Source organism: Methanobrevibacter arboriphilus, assembly GCF_019669925.1.
In the GTDB taxonomy this organism is placed as follows: domain Archaea; phylum Methanobacteriota; class Methanobacteria; order Methanobacteriales; family Methanobacteriaceae; genus Methanobinarius; species Methanobinarius arboriphilus_A.
The window spans coordinates 1737212-1753533 of sequence record NZ_AP019779.1 but is presented as its reverse complement, the minus strand read 5'-3'; the positions used below and the strand labels follow the sequence as shown (position 1 = coordinate 1753533).

The window sequence follows — 16322 nt, the reverse complement described above, 5'->3', positions numbered from 1 at the left end:
ATTTCTTAACCTAATACGAATATCCTTAAAAAGGCATACAATACATAAACTATCATGAGAATAATACCCGAAAATCTATTTAATTTATTCCCATTAAACTTCATCAAAAGTAATGTTCCAGCAGTCACACCTATCATTACTGGAGCATCAAAATAAAGAGATAAATAATCAATTGGAATAGCTACTAATAATGCAGGAATACCTATACCAATTAGAATATTAAAGGTCACACTTCCAAAAACAGTTCCCATAGAAATATCATGCAATCCTTTAATAGCAGAAGACAAAGTAACAACCAATTCAGGAATACTAGTACCAATAGATAGAGTAAATAAACCCATTATAGCAGGAGGTATTCCAAAAGTAGATGCTAAAGAACTAGCACTTGTAATTAACAATTGACAACCTATAGCTAAGCCAATAATCCCTAGTATTGTAAATAAAATGCTTTTTTTCTTAATTGATTTTCTCTTTTCTAAAGTTTTATTAGAAATATCATCAATCTTTTCAATATCTTTAGACTTTATAATATCTTCTTCACTATTAGGTAATTTTTTAATCTTATCTTTTTGAGCTTTTTCTTGATCCTTTATAAGAATTCTCATATAATAAATATAAAAAACAATCATCACTATAGAACCAAAACCAGATATGAAAAGCTGACCAGTAAAGTATCCAAATAACATAAAAGCTAACAATACAACTCCAGTTACTATAGCCATAAGTCCATCCCGATTAATAGATTTTTTATCAGCCTGTACTAAACCAGTAACAGTAGCAGTTATACCAAGAATTCCAGCAACATTCCATATATTAGAACCTATAACAACACCTACACCCATATCAGCATTACCTCCTAAAGAAGCAATTAGTGCAGATCCAAATTCTGGAAGAGAAGTTCCAATTGCAGCAGCAGTCACACCAAGAAGAATCTGAGATACACCCAAAGCAGTCCCTATTTCAACAATGTGATCTACAAACAAATCTGCTGCCTTTATAACAATTAATAAAGACACCACAAGCAAAATACACATCAATATAATCTCAAACATCCAATTTTCCCCATATAAATTAAAAATAAATAAATATTAGAACATCCTCATATATTTAACCCTAAATACAATCAATATACATCTTCAAGCATATAAAGTTATTGAAAGTATAAAAAAAAGTCAATTATAAAAATAATATTAAATTTATATAAAGAAATTTTATAAAAAGATATTAAAAATAAAAATATTATGAAATAAAAATATTATGAAATAAAAGTATTATGAAATAAAGAATATTATAAAATAAAAAGTATTATGAAATAAAAAGCTATAAAAACTAAAAATAATAAAAAAAGAAAAGATAGATTAGATGATAATCATCTAACCTCGTATATTGTTTTGTTAAAGAATAAACTATGAACAGATTATTCTTATATCATTTTGTTTATTGGATGGTCTTCTACAGGTTCAGTTCCCATATCTTTAGCAGCTTCAGCTATAAATATGTCAGCCATTGCACATGCAGGGAAAGCAATTTTAGCATTTTCAATAGGGCCAAAGAGAACAAAGTCTCCACCTACCATTTGCTGAACAATGTTAGAACCAATATCACAAACAGGCCATGCTTCTTTATGTTCTTTTTTGTATTCTCTTAACCAATCCCATGCAGAAGGCACATTGTGAATACCAGAACCTACAGGTAATCCCCATTTACTTTTTACAGCAAAGGAAGTTCTTGCAGCAACCCCAGCACCTTGACCAAGAGGAGTAACAGCAGTATCCATTAAAGGCTTAGTAATTCCACATTCTTCAGACATTTGTAATAAACCTTGATCGATGGTACCATCACCATCTTCCCAAATACCAATTTTACCTTCAATAGTAGCATTCATTGGGTTAAAACCTAATACAATAGAAGCAGAAATATCAGATTCTTTTACAGCTTCAATTTCTTCAGCTTCTGCAGCCATGTTAATTGAATTGTAAATAGCTCTTTCAGATAATCCAGCTTCAGTAGCATATTTTGCTCCAGCCATTCTTGCTTCACCAGAAGTAGAATCTATAAGGAAAGGAGCGTCAGAAATGTCTCCAACAAACTCTAAGTACTTAACTAAAGCTTCTTCAGTTTGTCCGAAAACTTGTACTAAACAAGGATTTCCAGTGACATCCATCATTTCTTCCATAGTTTTAATTCTTTCTTCTGCAGCATCTTTATCAAAGACACCTGCTTTTTCATCACTAATAATATTATGTCCACCATAAAAGATGGTACCTGCTAAAACAGTAGGATATTCTCCTGGCTGGCCTCCAATATTAACGCCAGCTATATCCAATACTTCTTGTTCTTTATCAAACCTAAACATTTATAATCCTCCATCCTTAGAGTAATGCGCCTAATAGTAATGGTAAAAGATTATATTTCATAACTACAACCATTATTATAAGACCTATTATTATACCATATAAAATACCAACATCTCTACCAGTTTGTTGACCTAATCTTTGGTAGTATTCACCAAGAGTAAACTCAACTTTTTCTTCAATCTCATCTAATTTCTCATTAGATTTATTATAATCATCAGCAGAGACAAGTACTCGAGGTATTGTATTTTCTTCAGACATTCATAACACCTCTTAGAACAAATTCGCTATATATGGGATTACTACAACTAATAAAAAAGCAATAGCTATTCCTAAGCCAATCCCAGTAAATCTTGTTGAAATTAATCCTGCGAATAATCTTCCTTCTCTTCCAATCAATTGAGATCTGTATTGTATATCTTCGGATACATTTTTAATACCACGGACGTTTGGTTTGTTAGATAACTTAACCATAATTAAACCTCCTTATATAAATCCTAGGAATAAACATCCAACTACCAAAGTAAAGATTAGTCCTATCATAATACCTTGAACTTTACCAGAATAATTACCAGCAAAATTTCTTTGTACAGCACCAATCATTTTAATTTGAGTTTGAATGTTTCTCATCCTTGCCTCAATTAAAGCAGTTTCAGGAGCAACTGGGCGAACTTCTTCACCCTCATCCTCTTCATCTCCACTATCATCAAGAGAAATTACATAAGCTTCCTCTTCGAAAGCACCAGGATCTTTTTCAATACATTCTTTAACTTTAGCTTCAATTGCACCAGCATCTTCCACATCGATCATGTTGACAATCTCAAGTTGAGATTGGAATCTTTCAATTCCTTCATCAGGAATGTTTTCAACATAGGGAATAGCTCCAGTAGCACCCATTATACTTCTTTTTTCTGGGTCTACACCATTTTGATGCAATGCTTCAAAACTTTGACCTGTAATGTGTCCTTGAACTTCAGACCCACATAATATTAAAAATCTAATGTTAGGGTTTGATATTATATTAGCTACAACTTTCTCAATACCGAGATTCTCTGTTTTACAAGGTCCAGCAATAGCTGCACCAGCGTTAGCAGGAACATCTTCATTGTGAGAACCTAAAGTTGTAACAGCAACAGGACTCTCAGGGTCTCCAGCAATATAATCTCCATTGATTATTGGCCATCCTTCTGCAGGTGATTTTTTATCCACCATCATAAAACCCCCAGATTAACGAGTAGAGGAATTGCAGCTATTAAAACAAATAAAGCTATTAAGAATCCATACACCATGTTTGTAAGCATACCGGCAGTAGCATAGGCACCTTCTCTTCCAGGATAGGATCCTCGAGAAACAGTGTTTGGATCTAGTGAATTCATTAAATCGTCTGCTGCAGCCTCTAAATCAGTTATTTCATTGTTTATATCATCCATAGAGAGTACTAAAACTTCTCTTCCTAAAGCAGCCCCAACTATCCCAGTAGAGGGATCGAGAGTTAAGCTGTACTCAGGAACAATTTTAATTAAAGGTAACATTTCCATATTTTCTCCCCCTATTGTTCTTCAACCTTAGGCCATAATCCAGACCATTTGACAGATGCAGCTTCATTGAATGATGCTTTAATGTATGCTCTGATAGATATTATCCAACCAATTGCAGCAACAATAATTACAGCTACCCATACAGGAATTCCCATCCACATATTAGGAACAGGGTTAATAATAGTTAAAATTCCAGTGATAAACATAGCTAAAAATGCTGTAGATGCAGCTAATTTAAGAGTTCTAACTTGGTTCTCATTAGGACCTAAACATGCATTAAATGGATGTTGTATAGCCATAGTATTCATTATAAAGAATAAAGCAATGAATCCAGGAGCTACAACAGAAGTAAGAATTCCATCAATATTATAGGTTCCTGCAAGAGTTGCAGAGAATGCTAAGACAGACAAACCAGCAGCACCTGAAATTTCAGCAGTACATCTTTCAAGTACTGGTATTTTCATTCCAACAATCTTCTTTGCTATTACACCAATAATAAGACCTAAAACCATTGAAAGAATTAAAGCAATGATTGGTCCTAAAATTCCAAGTCCACTAGCAAAAGAAAGAGATACTAAAGCAATACCAGCTAATGCACCGATAATACCTATTGAAAGAGACATATATCCGATAGAAGGTACACCAGTACCTAAACCGTAACTTGCAACTCTACGAATAGCATCTGCACCCCATACTATAGCACAGACCCCACCAAGAGCTGCTAAAACAGGACCGAAAACTGGGTTAAATTGGACTAAATAAATTCCAACAAGGCCTCCAACTATTCCTAAAAGAAGCAATTTTTCAGCACCAATTGCACCACCAGATGGTCCTCCACCAGCTGCTGACATTATGCAACACCTCCAGTTAAAACAATAGCAAATACACTCATTATAATAGAAGCAATAGCACAAGCAAGTATACCAGTACCAATTCTTTTAAATTTAGGGTCGTGGAAACCTTCAATAGTACCACCAATATTATAAGAAGCAATTACTGAATTTATAAAGAATACACCAACTGCAAGAATAGCAGCTAAACCTGCAGTTATAGCAGGATCAGTTACAAAGCTTCCTTCAGTCATTGCAATATTAATACCATAGTAAACAAGTCCACCACCAGCACCACCGAGTAAACCACCGATGATACCACTTACAAAACAAACAGTAGGAATACCATGCCCTTCAGTACCAGAAGTAACATATTTTTCTTGATTTCTACCAGTTATTGGGTCAACTTCAACTTTAGCAGAAGAAGGTACAACACCAACACCGAAAATATAAATAATATTTGCAATTAGCATAGTTATTCCAATCATCATCATTGCACCTACTGCACCAGCGATTGCAATGATATACCATGGCTGACCAGTCATAGCTGCTGCAGTGATTAAACCAGTTAACCCAGCACCCGCTGCGAGCATTGCTGTACCAGTTCCTACACCAGTAGCTGTTGCCATAGCTGCAGGAGCTCCTCCTACTGGTATGAAGTGTACACCTCCACCAATGAGGATTCCTCCAACTGTTATAAATAATATTAAACTTATTGGATCCATAAATGAAACCTCCTTAATCTTCCTTATATGGTCCATATTTAGTTCTGGCAAAGTTTTCAAGTCTTTCATTCATAATAATAAGAAGAATAACTATAATCAAGCCTGCAATTAATCCTCCGACTAACCCAAATACTACGGTTATCCAGAAACTTAAAAATACAATAGCACCAAAACAAAAACCAGTTAATGGTCCACCAAATTTCGCACAAAAGTTAACAGTATCAATAGAATTTCTTGCACCAAGTTCAGACTTAGTTACTATATCACCATGAATAGCTACAGGAATACCTCCACCAAATGGATATTGTTGGTATTCTCTTTCTGCACCATAAGCAACATCCCCAGTAGAAGAACCAATAGCACCAATAGTTATCCCCCATAAAACAGCAAGAAGCGGTAATGGGAAAACGTGTAATGGAGTTCCATTAAGAGGTATAGTCATTAAGTAAGATATACTTACAATACAAAAGGTAGTTATAAAACCATGACCTGCAATAGGTCCTAAAGCTTGGGTTAAAGCATCCATAAATAATGGCTGCTCAAACTGAGATTGACTTACAATCCGTCCCATATGTGCTGTTACTGAGTATACAACATGTACTAAAGCAGCAATAGTTGCACCAATAGCAATTCCTACAATAGGCATTAAATTAAAGTTAAACATTGGTGAAATCAAAACAAATGCTATAGAACCTGCGATACCACACCAAGCACCATATGCAACTGGTTCACCAGAAACAGCCTTATTAATAAATCGGTGTAAATGTCCCATTTGAGGAGCTAGCTGAACTTGTGAGTTTGGATTACTCATGGAACCAACATCAGATTCTAAATCTTCAGAAGTTCCAGCTATAGTTGCAGCTGCACCCATCAATGCAACAACACCTAATGTTATAGGGTCCATATTTTCTTTTCCTCCTTAGTTTTTATTAAATTGATTATTTAATAAATATAATATTTTTTATTAGTTAATAGTTGTCTATTATTATTAATTTACTAAGATTAAAATTTACTATGATTAATTTATAAGTTTTAAATTTTTCAATTTATGAAACATAATGATAATAATGATAATTAATGTCTTAACTCTCTCAAATCATGAATTAAACAACTAACAAAAAAATAAAAAATAATAGGTGTTAAAACACCTATTTAGCTGGTATAATTAGAGATCTTTCACCATCTGGCATGAATTCTCTTAATGCACCTTTTGCAATTTCAGCACGAGGTTGGGAGAAGTCGAAACTTAAGTTTTGATCAGCAAATGCGATTTTAACCAATGGGTTAAATGCAAATGCATCTCCACGAGCTGAATGAGGAGCTTGTGAAATACCTGCGTATTCACCTTGGTGTCCTACATTCATTGCATAGTTAGGATAGTTTGGTCCTCTCATTTCAACTGGTAATCCTTCGTCATTTCTTATAGAGAATACGTTGGATGCACCACATTGATCTTGTAAATCGTAACCATAGAATCCTAATCTAGAGTGTTGTTCTTTGTGTAAGTACATAGATAAATACCATGCGCTTAAACCAGTTTGGGAGTTTCCAGTAGCGAAAGCTGTTGCACAACCAGCAGCGGCTGAAACAACAGATGCTCTTTGAGAACCACCGAATTGGGTTTCAAGTAATGCAGGATATTCTTCGTATTGTTCTAATCCATAGAAAGTTACTTCAGAACCTACATCAAGAACAGTGTCCATGTTGTTTGGAGCTTCACATATTCCAAATTTGTCTTCGACATATTCTTTACCATAGTATAAGAAATCGTCAAGAATATTGTCAGTATAAGCTGCAGATGCGTATTGAGTAAATCCAACACCACCAGACATGTAAGAACCTAACCAAATTTGGTCGTATAAAGCAGCTCCAGCAGCTACTACATCTAAAGCAGATCTAACTGGATCATCAGGGTTAACTCTTGTAGATTGAACCATATCAGCTAAGAAACCAAATGCAATTCCACCAGGTTCATTTTCTGCTCTTGCTCTTCTAACTGGTAAGTAAGTACCCATATGTATAACTTCTGCATGTTTAGATGCGTAAGCAAAGTCACCAGTAGCTCCTTCACCAGCACATTGATTATAAGCAGAAATCATTGACATACCAATTTGCATAGCAGACCATCTGGAAGTAGTACCACCATCACAAACTCTTCCAACAATAGTCGGAATTCTTACAGCTTGCCATACTTTATCACCAACTTCAGCTTTTAAAGCTTCAGCTTGGTCTTCTGGGAACTCTTTGTTAATGTCTAAAACAAATGCACTGTCAATTTCATCAGCTAATTCATCATCACCAGTAAATACTTTTACATAACTGTCAGCTACGAGTGATGGGTTAGTTTCAACCATGTGCTCTTGTACAACAGCAGCACCAGGCATAGCGTGGTTAACAGTTTCTAAATATTCAGTAATTGTTTCAGGAGTAACTTCCATACCTAATCTTTTTTCAAGAACATTGTGTGCAGTGTTTAATCCTACAATAACAGTTCTTCTGATGTCATCCCACATTTGTTGGATAGCAGCATTATTAACAAAATGGAAATCGTCCCCTTCAACATAAGTGTCAGTTGTAGATACTTGGTAAGGCATTAATGCTCTTTGTCCTAATGGAGAACCTACATCTGGGTTATATTGAGGAATACCTCTTTTTTCGGCAATTTCTTTACCTGCGTTAGCAAATTCAGTTTTCCTTTCAGATTGTTTCCATCCACCTAAATTATAAAAAGTAGTGGTTTTTTCTTCAGGATCTTCTTTGAATTTTTTATTTAATGCTTCGATAAACTTTTTATCAGCCATATTAATCTCCTCTCCTTATTCTGGACAGAATCCACCTTCGGATCTTGTGACGTGTATTCTTTGTAATATTTCTACAGCGTCTTTATCGTCCTTATAAGCTTCACCATCTACTCTGTAAATAGTGGTCTTCTTCATTAAAGTTTCTTCATCTAATGGCTCACCGAGTACAACAGGTTCATCAAGTTCTTTACCAATTTGGTCCTTTACCATTTCGATTTTTCCAGTTTCTTTGTTTAATAATTGTCTTCTTAACATATCAAACATTACACCATCTTCATCGAGTCTTAAAGAGTGACCATGAACAGATTTACCTCTGATTCCAGATCTTGCTGGATCAAAGTATTCGGTTTCTAATAATTCTTTTGATATTTTTTCGAGATCTCTTTCTCTTGCTTCGATAATTTGTCTTCCAGACAAAGTACCTGCGTCTACTCCTCTATATCTGTTTAAGTAAGATCTAGATCTTAAGTAAGGTTGAGCAGGAGCAAAATACATTGAATCTACAAATTGAATATATCTAACTCTATCCCCGGCTTTTGCACCATCGATTGGTTCTACTAATTCTCTAATAATGTCCTCAGGCTCATCCATTTCATCTAATGGTGGGTGAACACTTTTATATTCTTCACCTGGAGCTCTGTGACCTAATACTTTTACTACACCTTCATCAGATATTTCTCTTAATTTTTCTAACTCATAATCAGGGTCAGAAAAGTTTCTTCTATTTTGAGCTACCTGAGAAGTTCCTGGATAATATTGTGCCATAAATCATGCACCTCCTAATGCTAACTTAACTTTTCTAATAATCTCATCTAATTTTTCTTGGGAACATGTTTCTCCCCTAATAACACCACTAACAATATCAACAATTTTACCCTTAGTTTTAACTCCTTCATTAGCCTCATCAGGCATGACACGAGAGGTTTTAACACCAATTTTAGCAAAATCTTCAAAATCGACAGGATATTCACAAATAATAACACAAGGACAATTGACATTGCGAAGTATTAATCTCGCTTTGTAAATAATATGATTTTTAACTCCTCCAAGATGAATGACCAGTAACTTGAATTGTGACATTTGATCAACTTCTTTATCAGTTAAACCAAATCCCCCACTTGCACCTGGAGCATCCGATGGAGTACCTGCGCCAGCATTAAGTATCATTGTACTAGTTAAAACATTAGCTTCGCGAAGTGCAAAGGTTATTTCACAAACAGGTTTTGTGATATGCCTTCTTCCAGGAGACATAGCTACTGCAAGAACATCACTTCCACATTCTGCAAAAGTTCCTCTTTGAGCTATTCCTCCACCTTCACCAAGACCCATTGTTTCACGACAATCAACAACATGGGTACAACGTCCAATCATCTTATTCATCCTTATTATATATTATTTATCCTTACTATTGATCATTAATATTTATCTTTACTATTGATCATTAATTGATATCATAGTATATGAAATATTTCAATAAGATCCTTTTAAATAAAATCTTCAATCCTTATCTTTTTTTATGATAGTTACTCTGTCTGAGAGCTTAGCTGATTGATCAGTCATTCCAATTAACTCTTCAGGAATGTCTGCATCCCCATATTTAATGTTATCAGAGACAGTCTTCTGAGTTCTGATGTATTTTCCAATATTTATATCAAATCCAAAAGGAAGATATTCATTGCATATTTCCCTTATATCATCAATAGTGGATTCATTTGAAATTTCAACAAAAATACGGCCAGTTTTAACTTTAAGCTCAAGTTCTTTACCATTGACTGTAATTTTTCTTCTATCAACATATCGTGGATCTTCGTTAGGGTCTTCAGGAGGGAGTCTTGGTCCTTGAATAACCGTCCTTTTAACATCATCAAGACTTTCAATACCATTCAACAACTTTTCAGTTGTATCTGCTCCTAAAACTCTATGTGGAAATACTTCTATGTCCATTTATAATTATCCCCATTTAATTAGTATGATTATATGATTAATTTTAGTATATCTAAATAATTTATCCCATATCCTAGATATTGATTCTAAACAACATTTAAATACCATATTAATATTTAAACACTATCTTAATAATTCATTTAAATATTTTATAATTAATTAATCACAAAAAACATGCGAGATTTTAGATGTCACCTTTTATGTCTGCAGCTGCTTCCACTACATATTTTAATGGTTCTCTGAATTCATCAACACTACTGAATACTTCTTTAATTAATCCAGAAGTAGCTTCAGGTGAGAAAAGCTGAGTACCTGCGTCAAGACACATTGCAGCTACAACACAAGGGATACAGAATCCTTTACTGTGTCTGGTTACAACGTGGTTACCGTTAAAGAGACCTGGGCCTCCTCCACCATAAATAGAGTGACTAAAGAATGAAAATCCTACAGCTACCCCTTCAGCTCTACCGAAATCTACACCAGGAAGACCAGTTGCAAATTCAAGAGAGTCATTGAAATACAAAATTGAAGATGGTACACCCTGAGCAGCTCTAGCAGCACCTACATTTACTATAGTTGCAGCAGTAGCTCCAGCAGCAGCATAAGCATTCCATTTAGCTAAATCGTTAGTTTCATAAACATTGAAACCATTTAAATCTTTTTCTACACTAACAACACTATCATCAGTAGCTCTAGCAACAGTATCATTCATAACAGAACCAACAGTTCCTTCTTTAGCATTATCTTTAACTAAGTCTAAAACAATATTGTCTGCGTTCATTCCTTGATATGCTAATCCTAATAAGTGCATTCTTTCAAATGCTCCAATAGCATCACCCATTTCAAACATAGCAGTTTGTTCTAAGATACTGGAAAGTGCAGTTCCTTGTAATGTGTTTTTTAATGTAGCAGCAGCTACGTGGTTAGCCATAATATTTCTTAAAGCATAACCTGGACCTTCAAGCTTTTGAGGAATATCTAACATAGTTGCAATGTTAGAACCCATGTAATCAACAGACTGAGGATATCTTCCAAGAATTGCAGCTTTTACCATGTTAGCATCATACATACTAATATCAAATTGTTTAATAATAGCTTGTACTAATGCAGTTGCAGTAGATAAGGTTGCTACAGAATATTCAGCAGCAGATTCTAATCTTGCAGTTGGTATTTGAACTAAAATCCTCTTTCCACCAGAAAGAAGCTCTACATTTGTATCATCATCATCAGTTACTTGAACCATTTCTTTTAAAGCAGATGCAATAGCTTGAGCATTGCCAGTAATATCTAGGTCCATTTCTCTTCCTAAAATCTTAGATCCTGCTCCACCGACAGATGCAGATCTTAAGGAATTTTCAATACCTTCTAAGTTTACAGCTACGGTCCTTTTTACACCACTAACGATGCTTTTTATTGCAGGGTTCCGTAGTGGGCTTAAGGCTTCGATAGGTACATCAGATTCAACTAATGACCCTCTATCGTCGTATAAATCGACTTTATCATCAAACTTCGCCATTTTTTCCCTCCTAACTAAATATAGTTATTAATATACCTCTCTAATACAAACGGTCATTTTTAAGCTTGTATTGAGTAAGCTCATTTGCAGTTTTTTGCAATAACTAGCTATTTGGTATACGAATTTTAATTTGATTAATATATATTATAAATATTATTTCTGAAGGCAAATAGCAAAGCTTATAAAGGAGAAGGAAACCTGAATTTTTTAAGAATCCTATAATAGAAAGTAATACTTTTTTAAATGAATAAAAAAGAGTTTTAACAGTTTTTAAAAACATGAAAATGATTTAAAATAATAAATAGACATTAAAATACTTTAAATAGTAAAAATAGAATTATTAAATTAATGATTATTAAAAAAACCATTAAAATCATTTTAAATAAAAATATGTTAAAATAATGAAAAATAGGACTAACATAAATAAACAAAATATTAAAAAATATTAAAAATAATGTAAATATTATCTAAAAATTATATAAAAATTGAAACAATATCAAATTAAATAATGAAATAATAAAAATTTTATAATTATAATAAGTAATAATAATCATTGGATAAAAAGTAAGGGTATTTTGATATCATTTATTATTTTTTATCATAATAAATATAATTTTAAAGAGTAATTTTAAAGATTTAAGGAATAATTTTAAAGAGTAATTTAAAGAATAATTTTTTATGTTAGATCGATTTGTGGATTGTTTTTATAAAAATTTAATTAATATAAATATTAGTTAAAATATTTAGAAAATTAGTATAAAATATTCAAAAATATTATTATAAATAAAATATTATTATAAATAATTTAAAAAAATATTATAAAAAATTTAATTTAAAAAAATAGTATAAAAAATTCAATTAAATACTGAAACTAAAAATAAAAAAGATACTTCAAGTCTTTTTCATTTTCATACCAAAAAAGTTAATAGCCTCGACTAAATCTCTAAATAATTCAATTTCTTTTTCAATTACATTTTCTTCAGTCAAAGTTCCACTCATTTCTCCATCAACAGACAATTTTTCAGGACCTCTACCAACTACCCTCTCAATGCCATCAGAACTAAAAATCTTCTCTGCATCAATTTGATGAACAAAACATCTGCCAGGAATTATAACTGTATCTTTTACATCAGATAAATCTAAATCTTCTAAATCATTCTTTGTAATTAAGCAAGCAATATCTTTTTTAGTTGCAACAACATTAACATCATCAGTATCTAATTTATCGAATATTTTTTCAATATAAGGTGCAGCTATTTTAGATGTTACGATTGTAGCTTCACCAGTTATCTCTTGAATAAACTGAAGATAGATCTCATTTTCATTTTTTGATAGTGCAAATGGAGCACCAGTATCTGGATCTGAAACAGGAGTTCCAGTAACTCGAATATTATATTCTTTATTTATACTTTCTACAAGCTTTTGAAACTCATCAATACTAGTAGAGTTTATGCCATTTATAACAGGCTCATTACCTAAAATTAAGCCTTCATTTGTAGTATTAGCAAAACGCATAAGAATCAAAGCTTTTGCACCCCAACTTTCAAGATCTTCACAAGTTTGATGTAAAATATCCCCATCATTTACACCAGGAATTATAACTGTAGCTGCATGAAGATCAGTACTTTCAGCAAAGATTTTTGCTGCTTTAATAGATTCTTCAGGATTAGGATCTTTCATCCAATCTGCTCGAAGTTCAGGATTAGAAGCAAACAATGTATATGTAACTTCATCCACTCCATGATTTATCAATCGATTAGCCATCTCTGCATCATCAATACCTTTTCCACTTGTATAACCAAGATGTATAGGTATATCAAATTGTTTTAAAGTTCCAGTTAGTTCTTCAAGATGAGGATAACAGCTAACATCTCCCCCACCACTAATATTGACCTTAAGATTATTATCATTAGGATTAGTCATCATCAAAGTAGTCTGAATCTCATTTACAACAAAAAAAGGCATTTTAAATTCATTTTTAGTTTCACTAACACCTTCACTACAATTAGAGCATCCAACTTTACCAGGAGAACACTTAGAACATCCTAAAGGTTCAATAGATTTTACTTTCCTAAAATAACAATATTTACAGAATCCTCGACAGTCTTTTCCTGGAATCCCGCCAACATCAGCTACAATTTGCATATTAATACTATTTTTTTTATACTATAAAAATCTTTTTAGTTATAAAAAATAGTATTAAAAAGAAAAAAATCATGGGAATTCTAATAATTATTAATTTTTTGATTGTTATTATTATCTTTATTTATTAATTAACGAAAATAAAATAAAATAAAAAGAAGAAATGAACAGCCCAATGATGAAAATGTAAAAAATAAAGAAATAAAAATGAAAAAATAAAAAATAAAAAATAAAGAAAAAATAAAAAAGAAAGAAAAATTTAAAAATGAAAGTTTTTAATAATTGATAAAAGCTATAACTAATAGATTAATAGTTTTTAATTCAATTATTTGCTTCATTGTATATTAAACCAATTGATCTTGATTGGAATAAAGTCAAGAAAGATGGAATAATTAATAAATAAATAATGAAACCAATTATTGGAATGAAAATAATTAGAGCAGCTATAAAAGAAATAACAACTACAATTATATACAGAAGTATAAACCAAACTATATAATTTCCCCAACCAATTCTAGAAATTGTATCATTTATTTCTCTAAATTTGATAATTGAACCTAATTTACCAGATTCAGCTAATTTTGCCATAGCAATAAATGCAAACAATGAGAATATTACTGATAAAATAGCTGCTACAGTATTAACGATAGCAACTGCATATCCATTACTAACCATATATCCTGTAGCAATTGAATTAGGTAAATACGCTCCAGTTTGATTATAAATATTTAAAGATTGATTAATACTTGCAAATTCAGAAAATACACCTAATGCATAAGCAAAGACCAAAGTAATAATAACTGGTATTATCATATATACAATATTTAAAACTAAAACCTTTAATCCATCAACAATGTTGTCAGACCACTTAAATTCTGGTAAAGATTCTTCTTGATCATCAATTGCCACATTTTTGTTAAAAATAGTTTCTCTTATTACACTAAGACCATACCCACTATAAATTAAACCAACAATTATAGCAAAAATTAATGCTATAACAAATATTATAGCTATTGGAATGGCTTGGGCAAATAAAAGGCTAATTCCAGCAATAATCATTAATATAAATAATCCTATTATTAATAAACCTAAAATTAAAACTTTGCCCCAATCTTTAGTTGGATATTTAAATGAATTTTTAAATAATTCTGAGATGTTCATTTTATCACCATAAAGTTATTTGGTATAATTTATCTAATTTACTTAATATATAATCTAATAAATTTAGCCTAATAATAAATTGTCTAATAAATAAACTGTTATTGTAGTTATGTTATTATAGTTATTTTTTAAGTTATTTATTATGTTATTTTTTATACTTCTGTTATTTTTCTATATTATTATTAATTTCTATATTATTATTAATATTTTAATTATTAATAATTATTATATTAATTATTATTCTGCTTTTTATTTTGATTAGTATCCTAATTACTGTTTTAATTATCTTTTATAATCATTTTATATCATTTTTTTAATATTAAAGATCCTAAAAATTTCTAATTTTAGATTTTTTATAAATTAAACCTATACTTCTACCATAAAAAATTGTCATAAATGGTAAAATTACTAAAAATAGTATTATCATACCTAAAAATGGAATAATCGAAATTATAAATCCTACAAATAAAATAAACAGTGAAATAAAAAATAATATTACTAATAAAAGTATATACTTACGCCAAGATATTTTTACAATATCTGAAAATACTAACTTAAAATTTAATCCATCTTTAATATTACCAGAATCAGCAAACCTTGCAATAGCTATAACCAAAAACAATGTAAATATAATAAACAAAATAATAGCTATTATAGGGATTATAACAATGTTAGGAATGGTTTCAACCATAAAATAACTTGGAATAGAAGTTTCAATACCAAAATAAAAAAATGATGCAAATATTTGGGAAATGATATTATATGCACCAATTAAATAAGCGACAATTAGAACTATTATTGCAGGTATTAAATAATATGCAATAGAAATAATAAATACTTTAATTCCATCTGAAAGATTTTTTATAATTCTTATTGAAGGAATATCCACATTTTCATTAATAGTACCTTTAATTATAGATATTAAATAACCAATAGCTATTAATACTATGAAAATACCTATAATATTTGAGATAAAATACAAGATCTGAGTTAAAACCCCATAACCTAAAGCAGTAGTGAGTGAAGGTAAAAGAGATATAATTGCATCAAAGAAAAATAAAACACCCAAAGTTAATAATTTATCAACATCTTTACTTGGATAAGATAAAGAATCTTTAAAAAGTTTAATAGTCTTCATTTTTCTCACTTACAAGTATAAAAATCAAATTTTAATATTTAACTAGTAAAAATTATAACTAGTAAACAATACTTATTAAACTATTGATATTAAACTATTTTAAATTATTGTTTTAAAATAATATTTATTAAATTTATTATTAAATTTATTTTAAATTAATAATAATTATTAAA

Annotated in this window: 17 protein-coding genes; all 17 read right to left on the bottom strand. The window is 31.1% G+C overall.

Translation table 11 applies throughout. The features are described from left to right. Window positions 1–5 precede the first annotated feature (5 nt). Entirely contained in the window at window positions 6–1052 is a 1047-nt protein-coding gene (locus MarbSA_RS07705) for a calcium/sodium antiporter (RefSeq protein WP_054834877.1), read from the bottom strand. A 371-nt stretch (window positions 1053–1423) separates the two neighbouring features. Then, window positions 1424–2356: a tetrahydromethanopterin S-methyltransferase subunit H gene (mtrH, locus tag MarbSA_RS07700; RefSeq protein ID WP_054834878.1), complete on the bottom strand. Its 933-nt coding sequence runs from the start codon at window positions 2354–2356 to the stop codon at window positions 1424–1426. Between the two features lie 16 nt (window positions 2357–2372). Then, window positions 2373–2615: a tetrahydromethanopterin S-methyltransferase subunit MtrG gene (gene mtrG / locus MarbSA_RS07695; protein ID WP_042703054.1), complete on the bottom strand. Its 243-nt coding sequence runs from the start codon at window positions 2613–2615 to the stop codon at window positions 2373–2375. 12 nt (window positions 2616–2627) lie between these two features. Further along, window positions 2628–2828, bottom strand: a complete 201-nt coding sequence (locus MarbSA_RS07690; RefSeq protein WP_042703053.1) for a tetrahydromethanopterin S-methyltransferase subunit F — start codon at window positions 2826–2828, stop codon at window positions 2628–2630. Window positions 2829–2840: 12 nt separating this feature from the next. After that, a complete protein-coding gene (gene mtrA, locus MarbSA_RS07685; protein WP_054834884.1) occupies window positions 2841–3566 on the bottom strand; it encodes a tetrahydromethanopterin S-methyltransferase subunit A in 726 nt (241 codons plus the stop codon). Continuing rightward, window positions 3566–3892, bottom strand: coding sequence for a tetrahydromethanopterin S-methyltransferase subunit B (locus MarbSA_RS07680; RefSeq protein WP_080459569.1), 327 nt, complete (start codon window positions 3890–3892; stop codon window positions 3566–3568). The genes mtrA and MarbSA_RS07680 overlap by 1 nt, the downstream gene beginning before the upstream one ends. 11 nt (window positions 3893–3903) lie before the next feature. Next, window positions 3904–4743, bottom strand: coding sequence for a tetrahydromethanopterin S-methyltransferase subunit MtrC (gene mtrC, locus MarbSA_RS07675; RefSeq protein WP_042703049.1), 840 nt, complete (start codon window positions 4741–4743; stop codon window positions 3904–3906). Then, the gene (gene mtrD / locus MarbSA_RS07670) at window positions 4743–5447 is read right to left on the bottom strand and encodes a tetrahydromethanopterin S-methyltransferase subunit D (protein ID WP_054834879.1); all 705 of its coding nucleotides are present in this window, start codon (window positions 5445–5447) and stop codon (window positions 4743–4745) included. Before mtrD ends, mtrC begins: the two co-directional genes overlap by 1 nt. A 13-nt stretch (window positions 5448–5460) precedes the next feature. Further along, window positions 5461–6351 carry a tetrahydromethanopterin S-methyltransferase subunit E gene (gene mtrE / locus MarbSA_RS07665; RefSeq protein WP_054834880.1) on the bottom strand — a complete coding sequence of 297 codons (891 nt, stop codon included), beginning with the start codon at window positions 6349–6351 and terminating at the stop codon, window positions 5461–5463. A gap of 244 nt (window positions 6352–6595) precedes the next feature. Next, window positions 6596–8248: a coenzyme-B sulfoethylthiotransferase subunit alpha gene (mcrA, locus tag MarbSA_RS07660; RefSeq protein ID WP_042703044.1), complete on the bottom strand. Its 1653-nt coding sequence runs from the start codon at window positions 8246–8248 to the stop codon at window positions 6596–6598. Between the two features lie 15 nt (window positions 8249–8263). Beyond that, on the bottom strand, window positions 8264–9013 hold the full coding sequence (gene mcrG / locus MarbSA_RS07655) for a coenzyme-B sulfoethylthiotransferase subunit gamma (protein ID WP_042703042.1): 750 nt from the start codon (window positions 9011–9013) through the stop codon (window positions 8264–8266). Between the two features lie 3 nt (window positions 9014–9016). Then, entirely contained in the window at window positions 9017–9619 is a 603-nt protein-coding gene (gene mcrC / locus MarbSA_RS07650) for a methyl-coenzyme M reductase I operon protein C (protein ID WP_042703040.1), read from the bottom strand. A gap of 126 nt (window positions 9620–9745) precedes the next feature. After that, a complete protein-coding gene (mcrD, locus tag MarbSA_RS07645; protein WP_042703039.1) occupies window positions 9746–10192 on the bottom strand; it encodes a methyl-coenzyme M reductase operon protein D in 447 nt (148 codons plus the stop codon). 184 nt (window positions 10193–10376) lie between these two features. Then, entirely contained in the window at window positions 10377–11708 is a 1332-nt protein-coding gene (gene mcrB, locus MarbSA_RS07640; RefSeq protein WP_054834883.1) for a coenzyme-B sulfoethylthiotransferase subunit beta, read from the bottom strand. Window positions 11709–12599: 891 nt separating this feature from the next. Beyond that, complete coding sequence (mmp10, locus tag MarbSA_RS07635; RefSeq protein WP_221061328.1) at window positions 12600–13853, bottom strand: methyl coenzyme M reductase-arginine methyltransferase Mmp10; 1254 nt, start codon at window positions 13851–13853, stop codon at window positions 12600–12602. 318 nt (window positions 13854–14171) lie between these two features. Further along, window positions 14172–15011, bottom strand: coding sequence for a DUF4013 domain-containing protein (locus MarbSA_RS07630; protein WP_221061327.1), 840 nt, complete (start codon window positions 15009–15011; stop codon window positions 14172–14174). 328 nt (window positions 15012–15339) lie between these two features. Next, on the bottom strand, window positions 15340–16149 hold the full coding sequence (locus tag MarbSA_RS07625; protein WP_221061326.1) for a DUF4013 domain-containing protein: 810 nt from the start codon (window positions 16147–16149) through the stop codon (window positions 15340–15342). Window positions 16150–16322 lie beyond the last annotated feature (173 nt).

Excerpts from the sequence above, each read along its gene's own strand:
- MarbSA_RS07705 (WP_054834877.1), bottom strand. The coding sequence starts at position 1,052 with ATGTTTGAGATTATATTGATGTGTATTTTGCTTGTGGTGTCTTTATTA.
- mtrH (WP_054834878.1), bottom strand. The coding sequence starts at position 2,356 with ATGTTTAGGTTTGATAAAGAACAAGAAGTATTGGATATAGCTGGCGTT.
- mtrG (WP_042703054.1), bottom strand. The coding sequence starts at position 2,615 with ATGTCTGAAGAAAATACAATACCTCGAGTACTTGTCTCTGCTGATGAT.
- MarbSA_RS07690 (WP_042703053.1), bottom strand. The coding sequence starts at position 2,828 with ATGGTTAAGTTATCTAACAAACCAAACGTCCGTGGTATTAAAAATGTA.
- mtrA (WP_054834884.1), bottom strand. The coding sequence starts at position 3,566 with ATGGTGGATAAAAAATCACCTGCAGAAGGATGGCCAATAATCAATGGA.
- MarbSA_RS07680 (WP_080459569.1), bottom strand. The coding sequence starts at position 3,892 with ATGGAAATGTTACCTTTAATTAAAATTGTTCCTGAGTACAGCTTAACT.
- mtrC (WP_042703049.1), bottom strand. The coding sequence starts at position 4,743 with ATGTCAGCAGCTGGTGGAGGACCATCTGGTGGTGCAATTGGTGCTGAA.
- mtrD (WP_054834879.1), bottom strand. The coding sequence starts at position 5,447 with ATGGATCCAATAAGTTTAATATTATTTATAACAGTTGGAGGAATCCTC.
- mtrE (WP_054834880.1), bottom strand. The coding sequence starts at position 6,351 with ATGGACCCTATAACATTAGGTGTTGTTGCATTGATGGGTGCAGCTGCA.
- mcrA (WP_042703044.1), bottom strand. The coding sequence starts at position 8,248 with ATGGCTGATAAAAAGTTTATCGAAGCATTAAATAAAAAATTCAAAGAA.
- mcrG (WP_042703042.1), bottom strand. The coding sequence starts at position 9,013 with ATGGCACAATATTATCCAGGAACTTCTCAGGTAGCTCAAAATAGAAGA.
- mcrC (WP_042703040.1), bottom strand. The coding sequence starts at position 9,619 with ATGATTGGACGTTGTACCCATGTTGTTGATTGTCGTGAAACAATGGGT.
- mcrD (WP_042703039.1), bottom strand. The coding sequence starts at position 10,192 with ATGGACATAGAAGTATTTCCACATAGAGTTTTAGGAGCAGATACAACT.
- mcrB (WP_054834883.1), bottom strand. The coding sequence starts at position 11,708 with ATGGCGAAGTTTGATGATAAAGTCGATTTATACGACGATAGAGGGTCA.
- mmp10 (WP_221061328.1), bottom strand. The coding sequence starts at position 13,853 with ATGCAAATTGTAGCTGATGTTGGCGGGATTCCAGGAAAAGACTGTCGA.
- MarbSA_RS07630 (WP_221061327.1), bottom strand. The coding sequence starts at position 15,011 with ATGAACATCTCAGAATTATTTAAAAATTCATTTAAATATCCAACTAAA.
- MarbSA_RS07625 (WP_221061326.1), bottom strand. The coding sequence starts at position 16,149 with ATGAAGACTATTAAACTTTTTAAAGATTCTTTATCTTATCCAAGTAAA.